Source organism: Aliikangiella aequoris (genome assembly GCF_053709105.1).
Genome location: NZ_CM132298.1, coordinates 3665203 through 3682804, shown reverse-complemented (window position 1 = coordinate 3682804; position 17602 = coordinate 3665203). Strand labels below are relative to the sequence as shown.

Annotated in this window: 17 protein-coding genes; 6 read left to right on the top strand and 11 right to left on the bottom strand. The window is 40.9% G+C overall.

The features are described from left to right. The first annotated feature begins 1 nt into the window (after nt 1). Complete coding sequence (locus ACUR5C_RS15965; protein ID WP_454466184.1) at nt 2-727, top strand: glutathione S-transferase family protein; 726 nt, start codon at nt 2-4, stop codon at nt 725-727. Nucleotides 728-734: 7 nt separating this feature from the next. Here the strand turns inward: ACUR5C_RS15965 and ACUR5C_RS15960 are convergent, their stop codons facing one another. From ACUR5C_RS15960 to rhlB, 4 genes are all read right to left on the bottom strand, one after another. Beyond that, nucleotides 735-965, bottom strand: a complete 231-nt coding sequence (locus ACUR5C_RS15960) for a hypothetical protein (RefSeq protein ID WP_454466183.1) — start codon at nt 963-965, stop codon at nt 735-737. 2 nt (nt 966-967) lie between these two features. Continuing rightward, nucleotides 968-1519: a DUF1285 domain-containing protein gene (locus ACUR5C_RS15955; protein ID WP_454466182.1), complete on the bottom strand. Its 552-nt coding sequence runs from the start codon at nt 1517-1519 to the stop codon at nt 968-970. 5 nt (nt 1520-1524) lie between these two features. Further along, a complete protein-coding gene (tusA, locus tag ACUR5C_RS15950) occupies nt 1525-1767 on the bottom strand; it encodes a sulfurtransferase TusA (protein ID WP_454466181.1) in 243 nt (80 codons plus the stop codon). Between the two features lie 68 nt (nt 1768-1835). Then, nucleotides 1836-3122: an ATP-dependent RNA helicase RhlB gene (rhlB, locus tag ACUR5C_RS15945; protein ID WP_454466180.1), complete on the bottom strand. Its 1287-nt coding sequence runs from the start codon at nt 3120-3122 to the stop codon at nt 1836-1838. A gap of 166 nt (nt 3123-3288) precedes the next feature. Here rhlB and trxA point away from each other — a divergent pair, with 166 nt between their 5' ends. The 5 genes from trxA to ACUR5C_RS15920 all read left to right on the top strand — a co-directional run bounded on the left by trxA (nt 3289) and on the right by ACUR5C_RS15920 (nt 8593). Then, nucleotides 3289-3615 (top strand): thioredoxin TrxA, encoded by a 327-nt coding sequence (gene trxA, locus ACUR5C_RS15940; protein ID WP_454466179.1) that lies wholly within the window; start codon nt 3289-3291, stop codon nt 3613-3615. A gap of 411 nt (nt 3616-4026) precedes the next feature. Further along, complete coding sequence (gene rho / locus ACUR5C_RS15935; RefSeq protein ID WP_454466178.1) at nt 4027-5286, top strand: transcription termination factor Rho; 1260 nt, start codon at nt 4027-4029, stop codon at nt 5284-5286. 12 nt (nt 5287-5298) lie between these two features. Continuing rightward, on the top strand, nt 5299-6777 hold the full coding sequence (ubiD, locus tag ACUR5C_RS15930) for a 4-hydroxy-3-polyprenylbenzoate decarboxylase (RefSeq protein WP_454466177.1): 1479 nt from the start codon (nt 5299-5301) through the stop codon (nt 6775-6777). Further along, on the top strand, nt 6756-7499 hold the full coding sequence (locus ACUR5C_RS15925; RefSeq protein ID WP_454466176.1) for an FAD-binding oxidoreductase: 744 nt from the start codon (nt 6756-6758) through the stop codon (nt 7497-7499). The genes ubiD and ACUR5C_RS15925 overlap by 22 nt, the downstream gene beginning before the upstream one ends. 221 nt (nt 7500-7720) lie before the next feature. After that, nucleotides 7721-8593, top strand: coding sequence for a formylglycine-generating enzyme family protein (locus tag ACUR5C_RS15920; RefSeq protein WP_454466175.1), 873 nt, complete (start codon nt 7721-7723; stop codon nt 8591-8593). 675 nt (nt 8594-9268) lie between these two features. Here the strand turns inward: ACUR5C_RS15920 and ACUR5C_RS15915 are convergent. From ACUR5C_RS15915 to ACUR5C_RS15885, 7 genes are all read right to left on the bottom strand, one after another. Then, nucleotides 9269-11062, bottom strand: a complete 1794-nt coding sequence (locus ACUR5C_RS15915; RefSeq protein ID WP_454466174.1) for a hypothetical protein — start codon at nt 11060-11062, stop codon at nt 9269-9271. Nucleotides 11063-11933: 871 nt separating this feature from the next. After that, nucleotides 11934-12806 carry a substrate-binding periplasmic protein gene (locus ACUR5C_RS15910; protein ID WP_454466173.1) on the bottom strand — a complete coding sequence of 291 codons (873 nt, stop codon included), beginning with the start codon at nt 12804-12806 and terminating at the stop codon, nt 11934-11936. A 153-nt stretch (nt 12807-12959) separates the two neighbouring features. After that, nucleotides 12960-13811: an RNA polymerase sigma factor RpoH gene (gene rpoH, locus ACUR5C_RS15905; RefSeq protein ID WP_454466172.1), complete on the bottom strand. Its 852-nt coding sequence runs from the start codon at nt 13809-13811 to the stop codon at nt 12960-12962. A gap of 378 nt (nt 13812-14189) precedes the next feature. After that, complete coding sequence (ftsX, locus tag ACUR5C_RS15900; RefSeq protein WP_454466171.1) at nt 14190-15164, bottom strand: permease-like cell division protein FtsX; 975 nt, start codon at nt 15162-15164, stop codon at nt 14190-14192. Then, nucleotides 15161-15856 (bottom strand): cell division ATP-binding protein FtsE, encoded by a 696-nt coding sequence (gene ftsE / locus ACUR5C_RS15895; RefSeq protein ID WP_454466170.1) that lies wholly within the window; start codon nt 15854-15856, stop codon nt 15161-15163. Before ftsE ends, ftsX begins: the two co-directional genes overlap by 4 nt. An 83-nt stretch (nt 15857-15939) precedes the next feature. Next, on the bottom strand, nt 15940-17142 hold the full coding sequence (ftsY, locus tag ACUR5C_RS15890; protein ID WP_454466169.1) for a signal recognition particle-docking protein FtsY: 1203 nt from the start codon (nt 17140-17142) through the stop codon (nt 15940-15942). 65 nt (nt 17143-17207) lie between these two features. Next, nucleotides 17208-17597 (bottom strand): VOC family protein, encoded by a 390-nt coding sequence (locus tag ACUR5C_RS15885; RefSeq protein ID WP_454466168.1) that lies wholly within the window; start codon nt 17595-17597, stop codon nt 17208-17210. Nucleotides 17598-17602 lie beyond the last annotated feature (5 nt).

Sequence of the window (17602 nt, the reverse complement as noted above, 5' to 3'; positions counted from 1 at the left end):
TATGCTTACTTTGCATTGCTTTGGCCCAAATTTAAATCTCCCCGATCCAAGTCCTTTTGTACTGAAAGTTGACTGTTATTTAAGAATGGCGAATATTGATTTTCAAACCAAACCCGGCATTGCAAACTTAAAAGCCTCCCCAACAGGAAAGCTACCTTTTATTTCTGAAAAACTAGCGCAAGAGAATCGTCTTGTGAATGACTCGCAAGCAATTATCGAGCACCTTAAAGCAAACTATAATGACATTGATAGTTGGCTTAGCCAAAAACAATTAGCGCAATGTTACTTGATAACCAAGTCGCTTGATGAAAACTTTTATTTTGCTTTAGTCTACTCTCGCTGGTTAGACCCTGAAAGCTGGCCAGTTATTAAGAAGGCTTTCTTTAGGCGGTTATCGCCCTTTTTACAGTTAATTGTTCCACCATTGTATAAGCGAAAAGTTTTTAAAGATTGTTTTGCTCAAGGAATAGCGAGGCACACACCACAACAAGTGGTGGAGTTAGGAAAAAAAACCATGCAAGCTTTAGATTGTTTGTTAGGTGATAAAGAATTTATTTTGGGTGACAAGCCCTGTTCATTAGATGCGTGTGTATATGGCTTTTTAGCCGCCTGCATTCAAGTTGATTTAGACAATGAGTTCAATCGAAGCGCCCGCTCTTTTGCAAACTTAGTTAACTACTGTGAGCGTATAAGACAGCGTTATTACCAAGCTAACGATACGGTTTAAACTTTATTTATCGATTAGAATCGCGCTGCTTTTGCCACCATTTAAATTGATAAATAACATTTACAATAGAGCCGCCTACGACAACTATCGCGCCCAGTATTAATACCTGTTGTAATCGTACTGGATTGACCAATTGATTGTTAATCCAAAAAGCTAAAAGGCAGCTTATAATAATCGCGAAGCCTAAAAGGTACAAAATTATTGCGGCTTTAGGTATTTTTTGAAAGCTAATTTTCACAATTAGTCTCCGTCTACAGTACCAATAATAAATTCATTAGCGTGAGATGTAATAAGCACCTGCTCAATATTGTTACTCGTTTTTAATTGCGCGCTTTCAATAAGTCGGTAATAACAACTACGACTAAAACTAGCAAAAAGATTTCGCCTCACCTGTACGCAAGGTAAACGCTGATCTTGATAACTTGAAAAAACTATTTGTTGGGGGGATTTAAGCTCAGTCAAATTGTCACAGTTATCTATAAACTCATAAATTTTCATACCATTGTGCTGCTTTATATTGAAGTCAATAATGGTAAAAGGTTGCCACTCTACTTGTATTGCTAGCTTTTCAACGGGCGTTACTAAATAAAATTTTTCAGCTTCTTTTTTAATGATTCGTGAAAACAACAATTGCATTTTTCGCCGAGTAAATGGCGTGCCAGAATATAACCAAGTTCCGTCGGCTTTAATGACTAAATCAAGCTCACCACAATAGTCTGGGTTCCAGTTTTCAACTGGCGGTAGCGGTGAGTCACCGATTGAACGAATTAACGATTCAGGTGAGTGACTCAATTTGATTAGCCTTTTTTAATTCGATAATGATAAGGCAAAGATTCGGTTTCGGCGCTTAATAGTTGATGGTCCATGAACTCACAAAAGCTAGGAATATCTCGAGTAGTTGCAGGATCGTCGGCAATAATGTGGAGCACGTCGCCAGACTGCATTGCGCGAATATGTTTGCGAATTATCATAACCGGCTCAGGACAGCGAAGCCCCTGAGCGTCGAGTGTGGTTTGTTTAGCTTGACTTAAATTTGGCATAATTTAAATAATAGCAATTTGCACAAGTTGGTTAGTTTTTTGCGGTAAAGCTCGCTTTTTTGCCTGCATTAATGCTGGCGTCTTGGAGCGGGTCGTCTGCCCCGGCTATTGTTATTGCGATTGGTGTTTCTATTCCCCGAGTGAGGTCTAGCAGCACGAGGTTCTGCTTTAGCTGGAGGCTTTACATCGGCCAATAGTTCTGCGCTCACTTCGGCGGTCGGTAATGCAAAACCAATATACTCTTCTATTGCTGGTAGGTTAAACGCATTATCTTCGCCGGCAAAAGAAATTGCATCGCCTTCTGCTCCAGCTCTTGCGGTTCGGCCTATGCGGTGAACATAGTCTTCTGCATCGTCTGGCAAATCAAAATTGAATACATGGCTTACGCCGTCAATATGTAGCCCTCTAGCTGCTACATCGGTAGCAATCAGCACATCAATTTTACCGGCTTTTAGTTCTTCTAAAAGCCGAATCCGTTTCTTTTGCTGTACGTCACCAGTTAAAAGCCCCGCCTTAATGTCATTGCCCTTTAAGCTTAACCAAACTCGCTCTGCCTGACGCCGAGTGTTAGTAAAAATAATTGATTTGTCAGGTTTATGTTGTTGAATAAGACCCATCAGTAAAGGCAGCTTTTCATGATTTGCTGGGTAGTAAAGAAGCTGGCGCACGCGATCTGCGGTTACTTGCTCTGCTTCTACATGAATATGGGTTGGCTGATTCATATGTTCGTAAGCAAGTTCTTTGACGCGATGCGATAAAGTCGCAGAAAACAGCATGTTAAGTCTTTCGGTTGGAGGAGGCATTTTTCTAAATAAATAGCGTATGTCGTTGATAAACCCTAGATCAAACATTCTGTCAGCTTCGTCTAAAACCACGCAATCGAGAGCGTAAAAGTTGTAAACTTTTTGCTTAAAGTAATCGATTAGTCGCCCTGCCGTACCAATTAATACATCACAGCCATCTTCAATTGCTTGACGTTGCTTGTCATAATCAGCGCCACCAAAAGCGACACACATTTTTAAGTCGGTAAACTGCGCTAAGGTTTTGGCGTCTTCATAGATTTGAATGACCAACTCTCGTGTGGGAGCCATAATAAAGGCGCGCGGCTCATTTGGCTCGCGATCTTCTACTGCTGGCAAGGTTAGTAACTCATTGAGTATTGCTAGCAAAAAGGCATTAGTTTTACCGGTACCGGTTTGCGCCTGCCCTGCGACATCTTGCGAATTGAGTAATAGTGGCAGAGCTTGTGCTTGAATCGGCGTTGCATACTGAAAGCCTAAAGTGTCTAATGCTTGTAGTAATTTTGGGTGTAACCCCATGTTTTTAAAAGCGGTATTCGATAAATGAGTTACCATAAATAAGGTTTGTTCCTAATAAAATAAAATACTTTTTTGCGATCGCAGGTTGCAACTTATAGCAACAGATAGCAGAATAGACGCTAAATATTTTAACATCTTGTTTCCGCATCATACCATTTACAATGATTGCGGGCGAATAGTCATTTTTAGGAGATTACATTTCATGAGCGATAAGATAGTTCAATTGACTGATGCTACTTTTGAAGAAGAAGTTTTAAAGTCTGAATTACCTGTTTTAGTTGATTTTTGGGCAGAATGGTGTGGACCTTGCAAAATGATCGCCCCAATTTTAGACGAGCTCGCGGAAGAATATGCCGGTAAAGTGAAGATTGCTAAATTGAATATTGATGAAAACCAAAATACTGCACCGCAGTATGGCGTAAGAGGTATTCCAACCTTAATTTTAGTGAAAAATGGCGCGGTTGAAGCACAACAAGTAGGTGCAGTGAGTAAGTCTCAACTCGCAACATTTTTAGATACTAATATTTAAGCCAACAACAGCAAAATTAAATCTAAAGACGGTGTTTTTAACTAAGCACCGGCTTTTTCTGCAAAAAATTGGACAATTAATTGTTTTAGTGCTACTTTTCGATTGTCAACTCATTTCAGGGTCTCCTGACCTACGAATGATTAATTCAAATGATTAAATTCTAATTTAACTAGTTTCTAAAGACTTCACTTTAAAGACAATATTGAGTTTCGATGTAATGTTTTTATCGTTTAATAACCAAAAATTAAGTTAAATGTTTGTGTGACTTTGAATACTTTAAAATTCAGCAATAAAAATGTAAGTGAACTATAAACCCATTTAAATAGGTAAATAACTAGCGCAACTGTCACTCTTCTTAGTGAAATTGCAGATCCCTTAGTCAAACCTCCATCCCAAATAAAAAGTAACTTTATGAATCTAACCGAAATAAAACAACTCTCAGCGACTAAACTTAGCGCAATGGCCAAAGAGGCCGGGCTTGATGATGCCGCGCGTATGCGTAAACAAGATATAATTTTCGCAATTCTTAAAAACCATGCGAAAAGCGGTGAGGATATTTTTGGCGATGGTGTATTAGAAATACTCCCTGACGGTTTTGGCTTTTTGCGTAATGCCGGTTCCTCCTATTTAGCAGGGCCAGATGATATATACGTATCGCCTAGTCAAATTAGACGCTTCAGTTTGCGTACCGGTGATACCATTTCTGGCAAAATTAGGCCGCCAAAGCATGGCGAACGTTATTTCGCGTTATTAAAAATAAACGAGATCAATTTCGACAGCCCAGAAAACGCAAAAAATAAGATTTTATTCGAAAACTTAACTCCTCTGCACCCAGATCAGCGAATGGTAATGGAGCGTGGTAATGGTTCTAGTGAAGACATTACAGCCCGGGTTATTGATTTAGCTTCACCTATTGGGCGTGGCCAAAGAGCACTAGTGGTTTCCCCTCCTAAAGCGGGTAAAACTATGATGATGCAGAATATCGCTCAATCGATTACCGCGAACCATCCAGACTGTGTGCTTATTGTATTATTAATTGATGAGCGCCCGGAAGAAGTAACTGAAATGGAGCGTTCTGTAAGAGGCGAAGTTGTCGCTTCTACGTTTGATGAGCCTGCAAGTCGCCATGTTCAAGTGGCTGAAATGGTTATTGAAAAAGCTAAACGACTGGTTGAGCATAAAAAAGACGTCATTATTTTATTAGACTCTATTACTCGTTTGGCACGTGCTTATAACACGGTGATACCTTCGTCGGGTAAAGTATTAACCGGTGGTGTCGATGCCAATGCATTACAACGGCCTAAGCGATTTTTTGGTGCAGCGAGAAACATTGAAGAAGGTGGTAGTTTAACGATTATTGCTACCGCTCTGGTAGATACTGGTTCTAAGATGGATGAGGTTATCTACGAAGAGTTTAAAGGTACCGGTAATATGGAATTACATTTGGATCGTAAGATTGCCGAAAAGCGGGTTTTTCCAGCCATTAACTTTAATCGCTCAGGTACCAGAAAAGAAGACCTCCTGACTTCAACCGAAGAGCTTCAAAAAATGTGGATTTTGCGCAAAATTATTCATCCAATGCAAGAAATTGAAGCGATGGAGTTTTTAGTGGATAAATTGGCCCTAACTAAAACCAATGAAGAGTTCTTCAACTCCATGAAACGCAAATAAATCTGTTAAGTCATGCTGAATCAATCGGTAAAGTATAAAGATTTAAGAGATTTTATAGCGTATTTAGAGCAGCAAGGTGACCTTAAGCGCATCACCTTGCCTGTTGATCCTAATTTAGAAATGACCGAGATCTCTGATCGCGTGTTGCGAGCAGACGGCCCTGCCTTATTATTTGAAAACCCCATTGGATATCAAACACCAGTACTCACCAATTTGTTCGGCTCTACCCGTCGAGTTGCTGTTGCTATGGGTTGCAAAGAGGTATCTGAACTTCGTGAAGTCGGTAAATTACTGGCATTTTTAAAAGAACCAGAACCGCCTGCGGGATTCAAAGATGCTTGGGACAAAGCGCCTATTTTTAAACAAGTGCTTAATATGAATCCTAAAGTAGTCAAAAAAGCGGACTCTCAAGCGATTGTTATTGAAAAAGAAGATGTCGATTTAAGCCAAATCCCCATTCAAACTTGTTGGCCCGGAGATGCCGCGCCATTAATTACCTGGGGCTTAGTTGTTACCCGTGGACCTAACCAAAAACGCCAAAATTTAGGTATTTATCGACAGCAAGTCATTGCTAAGAATAAAGTGATTATGCGTTGGTTGTCGCATCGTGGCGGAGCACTTGATTTAAAAGCTTGGCAAGAGCAGCACCCAGGCGAACCGTTTCCGGTTAGCGTGGCATTAGGCGCTGATCCTGCAACTATTTTAGGCGCGGTTACGCCGGTTCCAGATGCATTATCTGAATATGCTTTTGCGGGCTTATTGCGCGGTGAAAAAACTCGAGTGACCAATTGCTTAATTAATGACTTACAAGTTCCTGCGAGTGCTGAATTTGTGTTAGAAGGATTTATCTATCCGAATGAGTTTGCTGATGAAGGGCCTTATGGAGACCACACAGGTTACTATAATGAAGTTGAATCGTTCCCTGTATTTACGATTGAAAAAATAACTCACCAAAAGTCGCCTATTTATCATTCTACTTATACTGGGCGTCCACCAGACGAGCCTGCGGTGTTAGGGGTGGCGTTAAATGAAGTTTTTATTCCTTTGTTGCAAAAGCAGTTTCCAGAAATAATTGACTTTTATTTACCTCCAGAAGGCTGCTCGTACCGTATGGCGGTGGTAACAATTAAAAAACAATACCCAGGGCATGCGAAACGAGTGATGATGGGAGTTTGGAGTTTTTTACGTCAGTTTATGTATACCAAATTTGTTATTGTTACCGACGACGATGTAAATGCACGAGATTGGAATGACGTGATTTGGGCTTTAACCACTCGAGTTGACCCTAGCAGAGATACCACTTTAATTGATAATACCCCAATTGATTATTTAGACTTTGCGTCGCCAGTTTCTGGGCTAGGTTCAAAAATGGGTATAGATGCAACTAATAAATGGCCTGGCGAGACCCAAAGAGAATGGGGCGTCGCAATAGAAATGGATCAGGCAACCAAAGATAAAGTAGACGAATTATGGAAAGAACTAGACCTATGAGCGGAGTCAAATTTATAACTCACAATGTAACCCAACTGACGGAACAGATTTATCGGGTAAGAATTAAACCCCTGTCGGGTGAGTTATTTGAGTTTGAAGCAGGGCAATATTTATTTTTAAGTCTTAGCGAAAATAAAAAAATTCCATTGTCTATTGCTAGTGCACCTGAAGAGCAAAACTTTATTGAGTTACATATCCGCAAAGTGGGCGAAGACACGTTAGCCAAGGAGATGTTAGATTTATTTAATGCTGGAAAAAGTTTTGAAATTGACGGGCCTCATGGTCGATGCTGCTTAAAGCCAGGTCACTTAGACGTTGTGATAATTGCCGGCGGTACAGGCTTTTCTCCAATGAAGAGCCTTATAGAAAGTGCTTTAAGTCGTGGAGACGAGCGAGAGTTTACAGTTTATTTGGGGGCGCAATCGTCTAATGAGCTTTATCAAACGGCATTAATAGAGTCTTGGCAGGTAATTAATAAGAATATTCATTATGTGCCAGTCATCGCAGACGAAGAAGTCGAGTGGCAAGGACAAGTTGGTTTTCCTCATCAAGTCGCTATCGAAAACTTAGGGGAAGAGATTAAGTCTAAAGAGTTCTTTATTTCTGGGTCTGAACCAATGGTTTTAAACGTTTATCAGGCACTACTTAGCAAAGGTGTTGATAAAAGCCATATATATTCCGACATTATTGATATTAAGCGAGATATGGGGCACGACTTATAGCTAAGATGGATTAGTCTGAACTCCATCTGACATTTTTGGCAGGGAGAGCGAAATATGATCAGTCAATCTAATTTCGGCTAAAATCTTATTGCGGACATTGGCAATACTTTATGAGACTGAGAGCATCACACTGCGGTCGTTCGGAGAATTAGATTGGACTAATAAAAGCAGTCAGTCGACGAGCCAGCTGTTCTGAATCTTTGGCTTGAGGAAAAATATAAATGGAAACTTCTGATATTAAACAAATTGGATGTTCAAAGCTTTTTCTAGGCAGTTCGTTATTCAAGTTTGTCGTTGTTTTGATTTTAAACGTGAGTGTTATTCATGCAACAGAACATGAGCCCCCTAAAGACAAAACGTATCAACCTCGAATGATAAAAGTACCTAGCGGCTCATTTCAAATGGGTTCAGATTGCTGTGAAAGGGAAGATGAATTGCCAATTCATCCAGTGACAATTAAAGCGTTTAAAATGAGTCAAACAGAAGTGACTTTCGCGATGTGGGATAGGTGCGTTACTGATGGTGTTTGTACATATAAACCAAGCGATCAAGGGTGGGGACGAGGCAATCGTCCAGTAATCAACGTAAGCTATCAACATATCACTAAGCAGTTTATACCTTGGATAAATAAAGTATCCGGACAAACTTTCCGATTACCAAGTGAAGCAGAATGGGAGTATGCTGCTAGAGCAGGGAGTACTACCAAATATGCTTGGGGCAATGAGATCGATTGTTCACAAGCACAATACGGAAGAAGTGAGCCTAATGAAGGTAATAAACTGGGTGGAGAATGCAGTAAGTCATATGATGGAACAGTCGAAGTAAAATCTTATTCACCAAATCGATTTGGATTGTACGATATGAATGGTAATGCCTGGGAGTTGGTAGAAGATTGTTACCATGAATCATATAAGGAAGCGCCGAATGACGGAAGTGCGTGGGTTAGTGGTGATTGCAAGTTCGAACGTGTCATTCGTGGCGGTGGTTGGTATACCACAAAAAACTACTTGAGATCGGCTGATCGTAATGGGTTGTCTTCGATTGATAAAAGCCAACTGATTGGATTTCGCTTAGCACAAGATATAGTTGAATAGTGTAATCAATGGGTTACCATAAAGTCGTCTTTATAATGCAGGCTTTGATCATCAGAGTCTGTATGAGAAGTTAGTTTTTACTGGCTCTATTCATCACAGAGCCGACATAACAAAAATTAAAGACGTGTCCAAAGCTGACAGTTTGCGGTTAGAAAGCAAGGAAGATAGTGGACGTATTGGTTGGCTCGATAAAGATTAGAGCTAACTCACACTGATCCTGGGGGATCCCCCAGACACTGACCCCTATTTCATGTGAACCACTAAAGGGGTTGGTAAGGCTGCATTTTAGTTAAGAACTACTGGTCTGTGTTGCATTCAATTGGACACAGTTTGGAACCGATTATTTTCAGGAGCCAATAGGCTTGGGGTGAATTCTGAGAATTACCTAGATCCCGACGGGTGACTGGTGCGAATCAATTCCGACGCCAATAGCGAGAATAAGGGTGCGTGTTCGAATGGCCGTTGGCTTACAAAGTTACTAACAAAATTTAGTGGCATTGGCTTTTAGTTGCTTCTTGACAGAGGCTGGCTAATGGGCGAGCCAAATGGATTTATCAATAGATAAATTCTGACAAACGAATCAGGTATTCCAAGAATATTTTCAGATGGGTTATGAGAAATTAACGGGAAGTTCAGTAAAGAGGGGAACATACTCCCCTCTTACTCGGTGTGCTTTCAGATTTTAGCCTGTAATCCTCGGCGGTAACTTAATAAAAAGAGCATGATTAAAGACACTAACCAGAGACTACCACCACCGGAGTCACCTGATTCGTCGTTATCATTGCCATCGTTATTGCCATCATTACTGTTATCTTGAGGTACTGAAAGTTGGATAGTCGCCGAGTTGTTTAACATCTCGGTATCGGGATCAGATAACGACTGTCCAATCACTGTAATACCGACCGTTTTGCCTTGATTTGCCGTTCCTTCAAAGTCTTGACTGAAATCGAAGGTATAGGAAACCAACGAGTTTGCATCGATTGTTCCAATCGGACAATCATTGATTTCTGTAGACGTGTGGTAAGTTCCAGTGAAACAATCACTGAGTTGCTCTCGTATGACTTCACCTGTCAGCTCAAAATGGGGAAACTGAATCGACAAACCGACATTGTGAATAGGCTCTGCAGAGCTATTGATTAGGCTTACCGTCAAACTGGTGGCGTCTGCTGCCGCCCCTACTATGAGGTCTACTGGCGCCGGGTTTGCTTTAAACAGTGAGAAAACACTCGTCTCACCATCCTGTGCGACATACAATAACCCATCATCTCTGGCCGCTATCTTAGCTGTTGATGATAACGAAAATGTTCTAGTACCATCGTTGTCTTGGCCCACGACGTAGGGAGGGGTTTGACCGGAGCGATCCACTCTATAGGGTCCTCCTTCCACAAGATGCTCACCGGCAATGCGGAGGCTGGATGATGGTTGAATGATTATATCATTGGAAGTTAAACCCCAACGCGCTTGCAATATACTAGTGTTACTTCGCACGGTGCTTTCATCCAGGTTTAGAAAATCAGCGACACCCACAGTGCTTTGGCTGGCAATGCTGTATACTGCAAAGTTTTCGAAGACCAGGTAGTTGTCGGTATTACTAACGGCGCCCTCTGATTCAATCAACAGGTATTGAAAAGTAGGATCCGCTATTATCGAACGCTCTAGTTCGAGCTCGATACCCTCGTCAGTTATAAACGAAATCAATGATGCGCTGCCATCACTAAAATCAAGGATAAATCTGTCAATTTCTCCATCATTATCATCCGTTGCAAACAAACCATCAATCGATTTAACCAACGCCTTTTGGCCATCACTCGAGTAATCCCAGATGCTTACTCCTCTATCGGCAAAGAAGCCGTCATTAGCGCCATCAAGCGACTCGACAACGACTTCAGTAGTCTGTTGTTGTAAATCCCGACGATAGATTTTCGCTTCCCATTGGTTATTGTTCCAACGTTTTCCCGAAAATATAACATAGCGCCCATCGCCACTCATGCTTAGCATCTTAGTAGTAGTGTCAGGATAGTCCATCGAATTACCGGCTTCATCAATTGACGCAACATAGTACTCCTGAGTATTAAAGTCGTATACCACTAAAGCTTGATGATTGTCTGCAGCGGTTGCCAGTGAGCTGTTCCCGGCCATAAGTATTCGAGAGCCATCATCTGAAAACTTTAATGGCGTAAACGATTGGCCTTCAGTGAGTGTAACGCTGCCATTTTCGGGTTGTGGGACAAGTAACGATGCCTCTTTGGTCTCCAAATTAAACAAATACCCATCTAAACCGTTATTGGTATCTGCCTCTACTAACGCAGCAGCGGTTCGGAGTGCGACATAACTGCCAGCCTTACCAGAGACCACAGACAAACTAGCAGTTGGGCTGCCAGGCAAGTCAATTTTCTCTAAATTGGCAGCGGATAAAGTCCCTTGAGTAAATAATAGAAATAAATAGCTTAGCGTCTTCCGCTTGTTCATAGATTCCCCATTTATTAATCTTTTTGTGAGTGAATTTGTTATTTTTCAATTATTAGACAAGATAACAGAAAAGTAGCCAGAGAAAAATAACCAGACACCCAGCTATTAGCTAATATCCTACAGAAAATCTAATTTGTGAGGGTCGGGCCTCAGCGAAGAAAGACATGGGTGATAGAAATTGCTTGCCAAGAAGTGTCACAAATCGGTGTTAGAAATAATGATTATAAATCAGTCTGATAGCTGCCGTAAGTGTCAAAACATACCAAAAAGAGCCTAATTTCATAGCTTTTTAAATCGACAAAAATACTACTGTTAATTTGCATTGAATTTTGATCAACTTATCTTAATAGATAATTAGCTTTAACAAAGCTTTACCAAGAGAACTCTGGTTCATTTATTCAATGCAAATGTGAATCACTTTTGAGCGCAAATTAACACTCCGATATACAAAGTCTTGTTGGAACGGCTTGTTAAAATGTAAACACAGCATTTCATGAATGACCAACTCTTTTTATTTTGGGTTTAGTATATGGATGTCTTTGAAACAGTAGGAATGGCAAACATCTTGAATGTCTGTTGGAGATCTCTCCACTTCGGTCGAGATGACGGGTAAATTTCGAGATTGAAGATAAATTGTGAGTGTCAGGTTTTAACGATCAAAAAGTTCACTGAACTCGACGTTGCCAACGACCACTTTATGGCAGCTTTTGCTGGTCGAATAGAAACTTGGTTATGTTCGATTATAGCACTCTGAAAATAGAGAATTGTACGATTAGGTCAAACTCTTTGTTCTATTTAGTCAGATTAAGTATGAGCTACTACAGCTAAGACCGGCTAAATAATCGGTCTTAGCTAAAGTTTATTGCTGATTTTAAAAGCTGTATTTATCGAGAATGGATTGGTAAGTGCCGTCCTGCTTTAGTTTCGCGATAGCTTGGTTAAAGGCTTCAACGGTTTCTGGTGAAACGGTTTTTTTACTAAACATTAAAGCAACGTCACCGGAGTGAATCTCAAGCGGCAGCGCCTCGATCTCATCTTGCAACCCTTTACGCTTTATTGTAAAAGCGGCCACAAAGGGATCTTCTAAAAAGCCATCGATATTGTTTTGTACTAAGTTGTAATAGTTAACTTCTGGCAAAGGTACGTTAACAAATTTATCTTTGGTTGCTGCGGCATCGCGAAGTTGCGACACTTGCTCTCCATAAACATAGTCTTCGGTGACACCAAGTTTAAAGTCAGTGTTTAACATTTGCTCCAAAGTTAAGTTAGCATATTTATCTGCCTCACCTTTACGCACGTAAAGGACAAATGACTCTGAGCGATAGTTATTAGAAAAATAAGCAAATTTTTCGCGGGCGTCTGTTTTAGAAGCACTTCCAAGTAAATCAATACTACCTTGTCGAATCGCATTAAGTAGCTTCATCCAGCTTTTTTGCTCAAACTTTAAGTCGCATCCAGCTTCATCAGCTATTGCAGTGAGTAATTCAATTTCTAGTCCTGCGACTTTATCGTCAACGGTATAAAATTGATAGGGCTCCCATGGATCCCAGCCCATCGTTAACGAACATTGCTTTGCTGGTTTATTGAGTGCGGCAACTGCTTGCTTACTAGGCGCTGGAGCCGTTTCTTTTACTGAGCTCGTTGCTTTGTCTACTTGACCTGAATTATCTGCTTGATTGCAACCACTTATAGCTAACACTATTAGTGCGATCAGGCAGAAACTAAAGGTTATCTGTCTATTCATTTCTAACCTCACTATTGTCTATCATTTTTATTGTTGCTCATTTTAAGTGTAGACTAGCTTTAAGAAATATCACCTTGTTCTTTGAGATAATTATTAGAAACAAAAAAGGCGCTCTGTTGAGCGCCTTTATATACTACTTGTGCTGAGACAGGGTTAGCTCATACAAGCCTTTAACTTTTTCATGGCATTTTTTTCTAATTGGCGAATTCGCTCTGCAGATACTTGGTATTTATCTGCTAGCTCTTGCAATGTTGCTTTATTATCACTTAGCCAACGTGCATTGAGAATCTCCTGACTACGCTCATCTAAAGTTTTCATTGCATTAAATAACCGTTGTTGGTGATGTTGCTCCCAATCTTGTTCTTCTAAAGATTGAGCCGGATCACTATTTTGCGGAGCTTCAAGATAAGCCGCTGGCGCAAAAGTACTGTCTTCGTCTGCATCATTCGGTAAGTCGAAAGCAGTATCTCTCGAGTTTAGACGGCTTTCCATGCGCCTAACTTCAATTTCAGATACACCTAAGTCATCAGCAACCGCTTTAACTTCATCATTGTTTAACCAGTTAAGGCTTTTTTTGGCGCTTCTTAAGTTAAAGAAAAGTTTACGCTGCGCTTTTGTTGTAGCGACTTTTACAATTCTCCAGTTTTTTAGTACAAACTCGTGAATTTCCGCTTTAATCCAGTGAACGGCAAAAGAAATTAGACGCACCCCAACTTCAGGATCGAAACGCTTTACCGCTTTCATTAGCCCAACATTACCCTCTTGGATAAGGTCGGCTTGGGGTAGGCCATAACCACTATAACTGCGCGCAATATGCACAACAAATCTTAAATGAGAAAGGATTAAATCTCTAACCGCGCTAAGATCGCCCTCATTTTTATAACGAGATGCTAATTGGTACTCTTGCTCTGCCGTTAAAATAGGCACAGAGTGTATTGCTGTGACGTAAGAATCAATGTTCCCCTGAGGGACTGACATTGCAATTGTCGCTAATTCTTTACTCATGTTTTGTATCCTCTCGCTTCTTAAACTTAAATATAAAAGCTCATGTCGCAAGTTATTAATTTGATTTAAAACTCCTCAAAGCCAAGTCTTTATTGGGCTAGATCTAGAGGAGGCTCTTCTAATTAGCAAATATTTTAGCACTCTTAATTGTAGAGTGCTAATATTTTATTTGTTAGTTGTATGAGTCTTAAAACCTCGAAAAGTTTCATTTATTAGACATTTTGTTACATTCAACCAAATCGACATTTAATTATTATATCGCGTTAATATTAAATTTGTTGATACTTAATTTAACTCAAATTCGATTTTATCGATAGAATAGTATTTTATTTGAGGGCAATTGTATTTTATCTGTGAGCAATTGTAGCGCTTTGCTAGTTAACGCGGTTCAATTTTTCGAATATGGCGTCCAACGCTGAGCCAAGATCCTAATAATCCTAAACTGCAGCTAATGGCTAGTAGTTGAAGGCTTTGTTTGCCGGATAAGCCCGCAATACTAAATTGGCTTTGGTATAAGCCGGCTAATTGAGCCACGGGTTCACTTAGCCAAAGCAATGAAATACTGAGTAAAATCCAACAAGTAATACCTGCAAATAGGCCATACCAAAACCCAGTATATAGAAATGGTCGACGGATAAAAGCATCGGTAGCTCCGACTAACTTAACCACTTCGATTTCTTCGCGTCGATTTTGAACTGATAAGCGGATGGTGTTTCCAACGATTAATAGGACTGCTAACGCTAAGGCTGCACCAAGAGCGGATGCAGCTTTTTCCGCTAGTTGCAAAATGGCATAGAGTTTTCTTACCCAGTCTAAGTCAAGTTGCGCAAGAGTGACTTGCGGAATGGCTTTAAACTCTGCCACTAATAATTCGGAAGCTTGTGGACTGGTATGGGTTGCTGCGGGTTGAACCACCAAAACTGGAGGCAGTGGGTTACTATCCAGCTGAGCTATAGCTTCAGCAAAGCCTGAGCGCTGTTTAAAATCAGCCAAGGCTTGCTCTTGGCTGATGACATCTACCGAAGCAACTCCGTTCGTTTGGCGAACTTTGCTAGCAACTTGTTCAATTTGTTTACTGCTTAGCTCGGTTTCTAAATACAGAGATATACGGCTTGCTCCATCCCAACTTTGGGATAAGTTTTTACCGTTATCTAGCAAAATTTGTAAACCGGCAGGTAACGCGAGAGCGATAGCTATGACTAAAATAGTCATAAAATTTGAAACTGGGCTAGATAAAATATCAAACAAGCCGCGTTTGGCTTCTATTTTATGTAGCCGAGATAGCATTTTTAGCTTAGTGCCTAAGGTTGCACCCTGAGAGATACTGGCGCCTGACATCGACTCATGACTCATAGCATGACTCCAGACTCACTATTTGGTGAATCGCCCTGATCTTCGACTAATTGGCCTTCTTTCATGACTAAGGTTCGATAGTGCATTTGTGCTATGAGGCTTAAATCATGAGAGGCGATTAATAAGCTGACGCCCACTTGGTTAAACTGTTCAAACAAGTGCATGATTTCTGCAGACAATTTAGGATCTAAGTTACCGGTTGGCTCATCAGCTAGTAATAATGGGGGTTTATTCACGACAGCGCGCGCAATTCCCACCCTTTGTTGTTCTCCGCCGGATAGCATAATCGGAGAATGCTTTTCTTTTGAAAGTAATCCGACTTTATCTAATGCAGCACGAACTCGCCTGCCTATTTCGCGATGCGGGTAGCCTGCAATCATGAGCGGTAGAGCGACATTGTCAAATACGGTACGGTCGAATAAAAGGCGGTGATCTTGAAAAATCATGCCAATGTTTCTGCGAACTGCAGGAATTTTGCGGCGGCTAGTGCGGTTTAAATTTTTATTATTTACAACAACTTGGCCGGATGTTGCTCGCTCCATTAGACAAATAAGTTTAAGTAGAGTACTTTTTCCTGCGCCTGAGTGACCCGTTAAAAAAGCCATTTCTCCATCTGCAATCTCAAAACTAACGCGTTTTAGCGCTTCCTGGCCGTTAGGGTATCGTTTAGAGACTTCAGAAAACTCAATCATTTAATGTCCTGATAAATTTATCATTTTTATTTTAATGCGCTAGCGCCTAAGCATAGTGCTAAGTTATTTAAAGCAAAATTTAACTAGGTTTTCTCAAATAGGGCGTCTATATAATCAGTTGCCACAAATTCACGCAAGTCTTGTTTTGCTTCACCTACCCCAATATAGCGAATGGGTAGTTTTAGTCGATCTGCCAGCGCAAATACTACACCGCCTTTAGCAGTGCCGTCTAATTTAGTAATGGTAACGCTGTTTAAACCTACAGATTTATTAAATTCTACTGCTTGAACTAGCGCATTTTGTCCGGTGCCTGCGTCAACAACCAACATGATCTCGTGGGGTGCTTGTGCGTCAACTTTTGCCATTACTCGTTTAACTTTCGCTAGCTCTTCCATTAAGTTACTTTTATTGTGTAGCCGCCCTGCAGTATCTGCAATAACAATATCGACCTTGCGTGCTTGCGCTGCTTGTACCGCATCAAATATTACTGAGGCGCTATCGGCTCCGGTATGTTGTGCGACTACAGGCACATTATTTCTTTCACCCCAAACCTTTAACTGTTCAACTGCGGCGGCTCTAAATGTGTCTCCGGCCGCAAGCATCACGCTTTTGCCTTGCGCCATAAATTGATGGGCGAGTTTACCGATGGTGGTGGTTTTACCAACACCATTAACGCCTACCATTAATATAACAAAGGGGGTGTCTTGTTGTGGAATAACTAATGGGCTTTGCACAGGCTCAACCACTTGCAGTAGTAGCTCTTTTAACCTCAACATCATTGCCTGGGTGTCTTTTAGCTGTTTTCGATTAGCTTTATCGGTTAAATCGTCAATAATCTTGGCGGTAGTATCAACACCGACATCTGCCATTAGCAGTAAGGTTTCGACTTCCTCTAAAACGTCTTCATCAATTTCTTTTTGGCCTAAAACTAAATTGGCTAATCCTTCGGAAAATTGTGAGCGTGTCTTAGAAAGCCCTTGCTTTAACCTTTGGAATAAGCCGGCTTTAGGCTGTGGTTCTCGCTGTGCTTCTTGCTCTGCTGTTTGAGTTATGGGCGTGGTTTGCTTAGTGACATCGGCTAAGTCACCGTCAACTGGAGGCTGATCGCTTGATAGCGGTTGCGGTTCAGGGTGAGCGAGTTGAGTCGTCTCGCTTGGCGATAAGTCTTGTATCGTTTGACTAGTTGACTCTTCTTGTTCAGTGGTTTCACTGGTTTTGTTGTCGGGTGATTTTTTATTACCAAACCAACCGAACAAGCCGCGCTTTTTACTGCTTTTGTCTGACATAAGTATGTTTAATCTATTACCGGCTAAAATCAGTCGCTATGCTACCATTTTCTACCTATTATGAGCTAGTTCTCGCTTGGGGGATTTTGCGGTGGTTGCCATAATTCAACTTTATTCCCGTCGGGGTCAATAAACCAGCCAAAACTTCCATATTCGCTACGCTCTATTGTGTCTAGAATATGGCAGCCACTGGGTTTTAATTGGGTTAACATCTCATCGAGGTTATCTACCATTAAATTAAACATAAAGTCTTTTTCGCTAGGTGAAAAATAGTCACTAGACTGCTTAAACGGGGTCCAAATATTAAATCCATTTTTTGGAATATCATTCGCAGCAAAGGTTAGCCCATAAGGGTGAGCTAGCCCCATTCCAAGCCACTTTTGGTACCATTTAGCCAGCGCTTGCGGATCGGGTGACTTAAAAAATACTCCGCCGAGTCCCAGTACTTTTGCCATTTTTC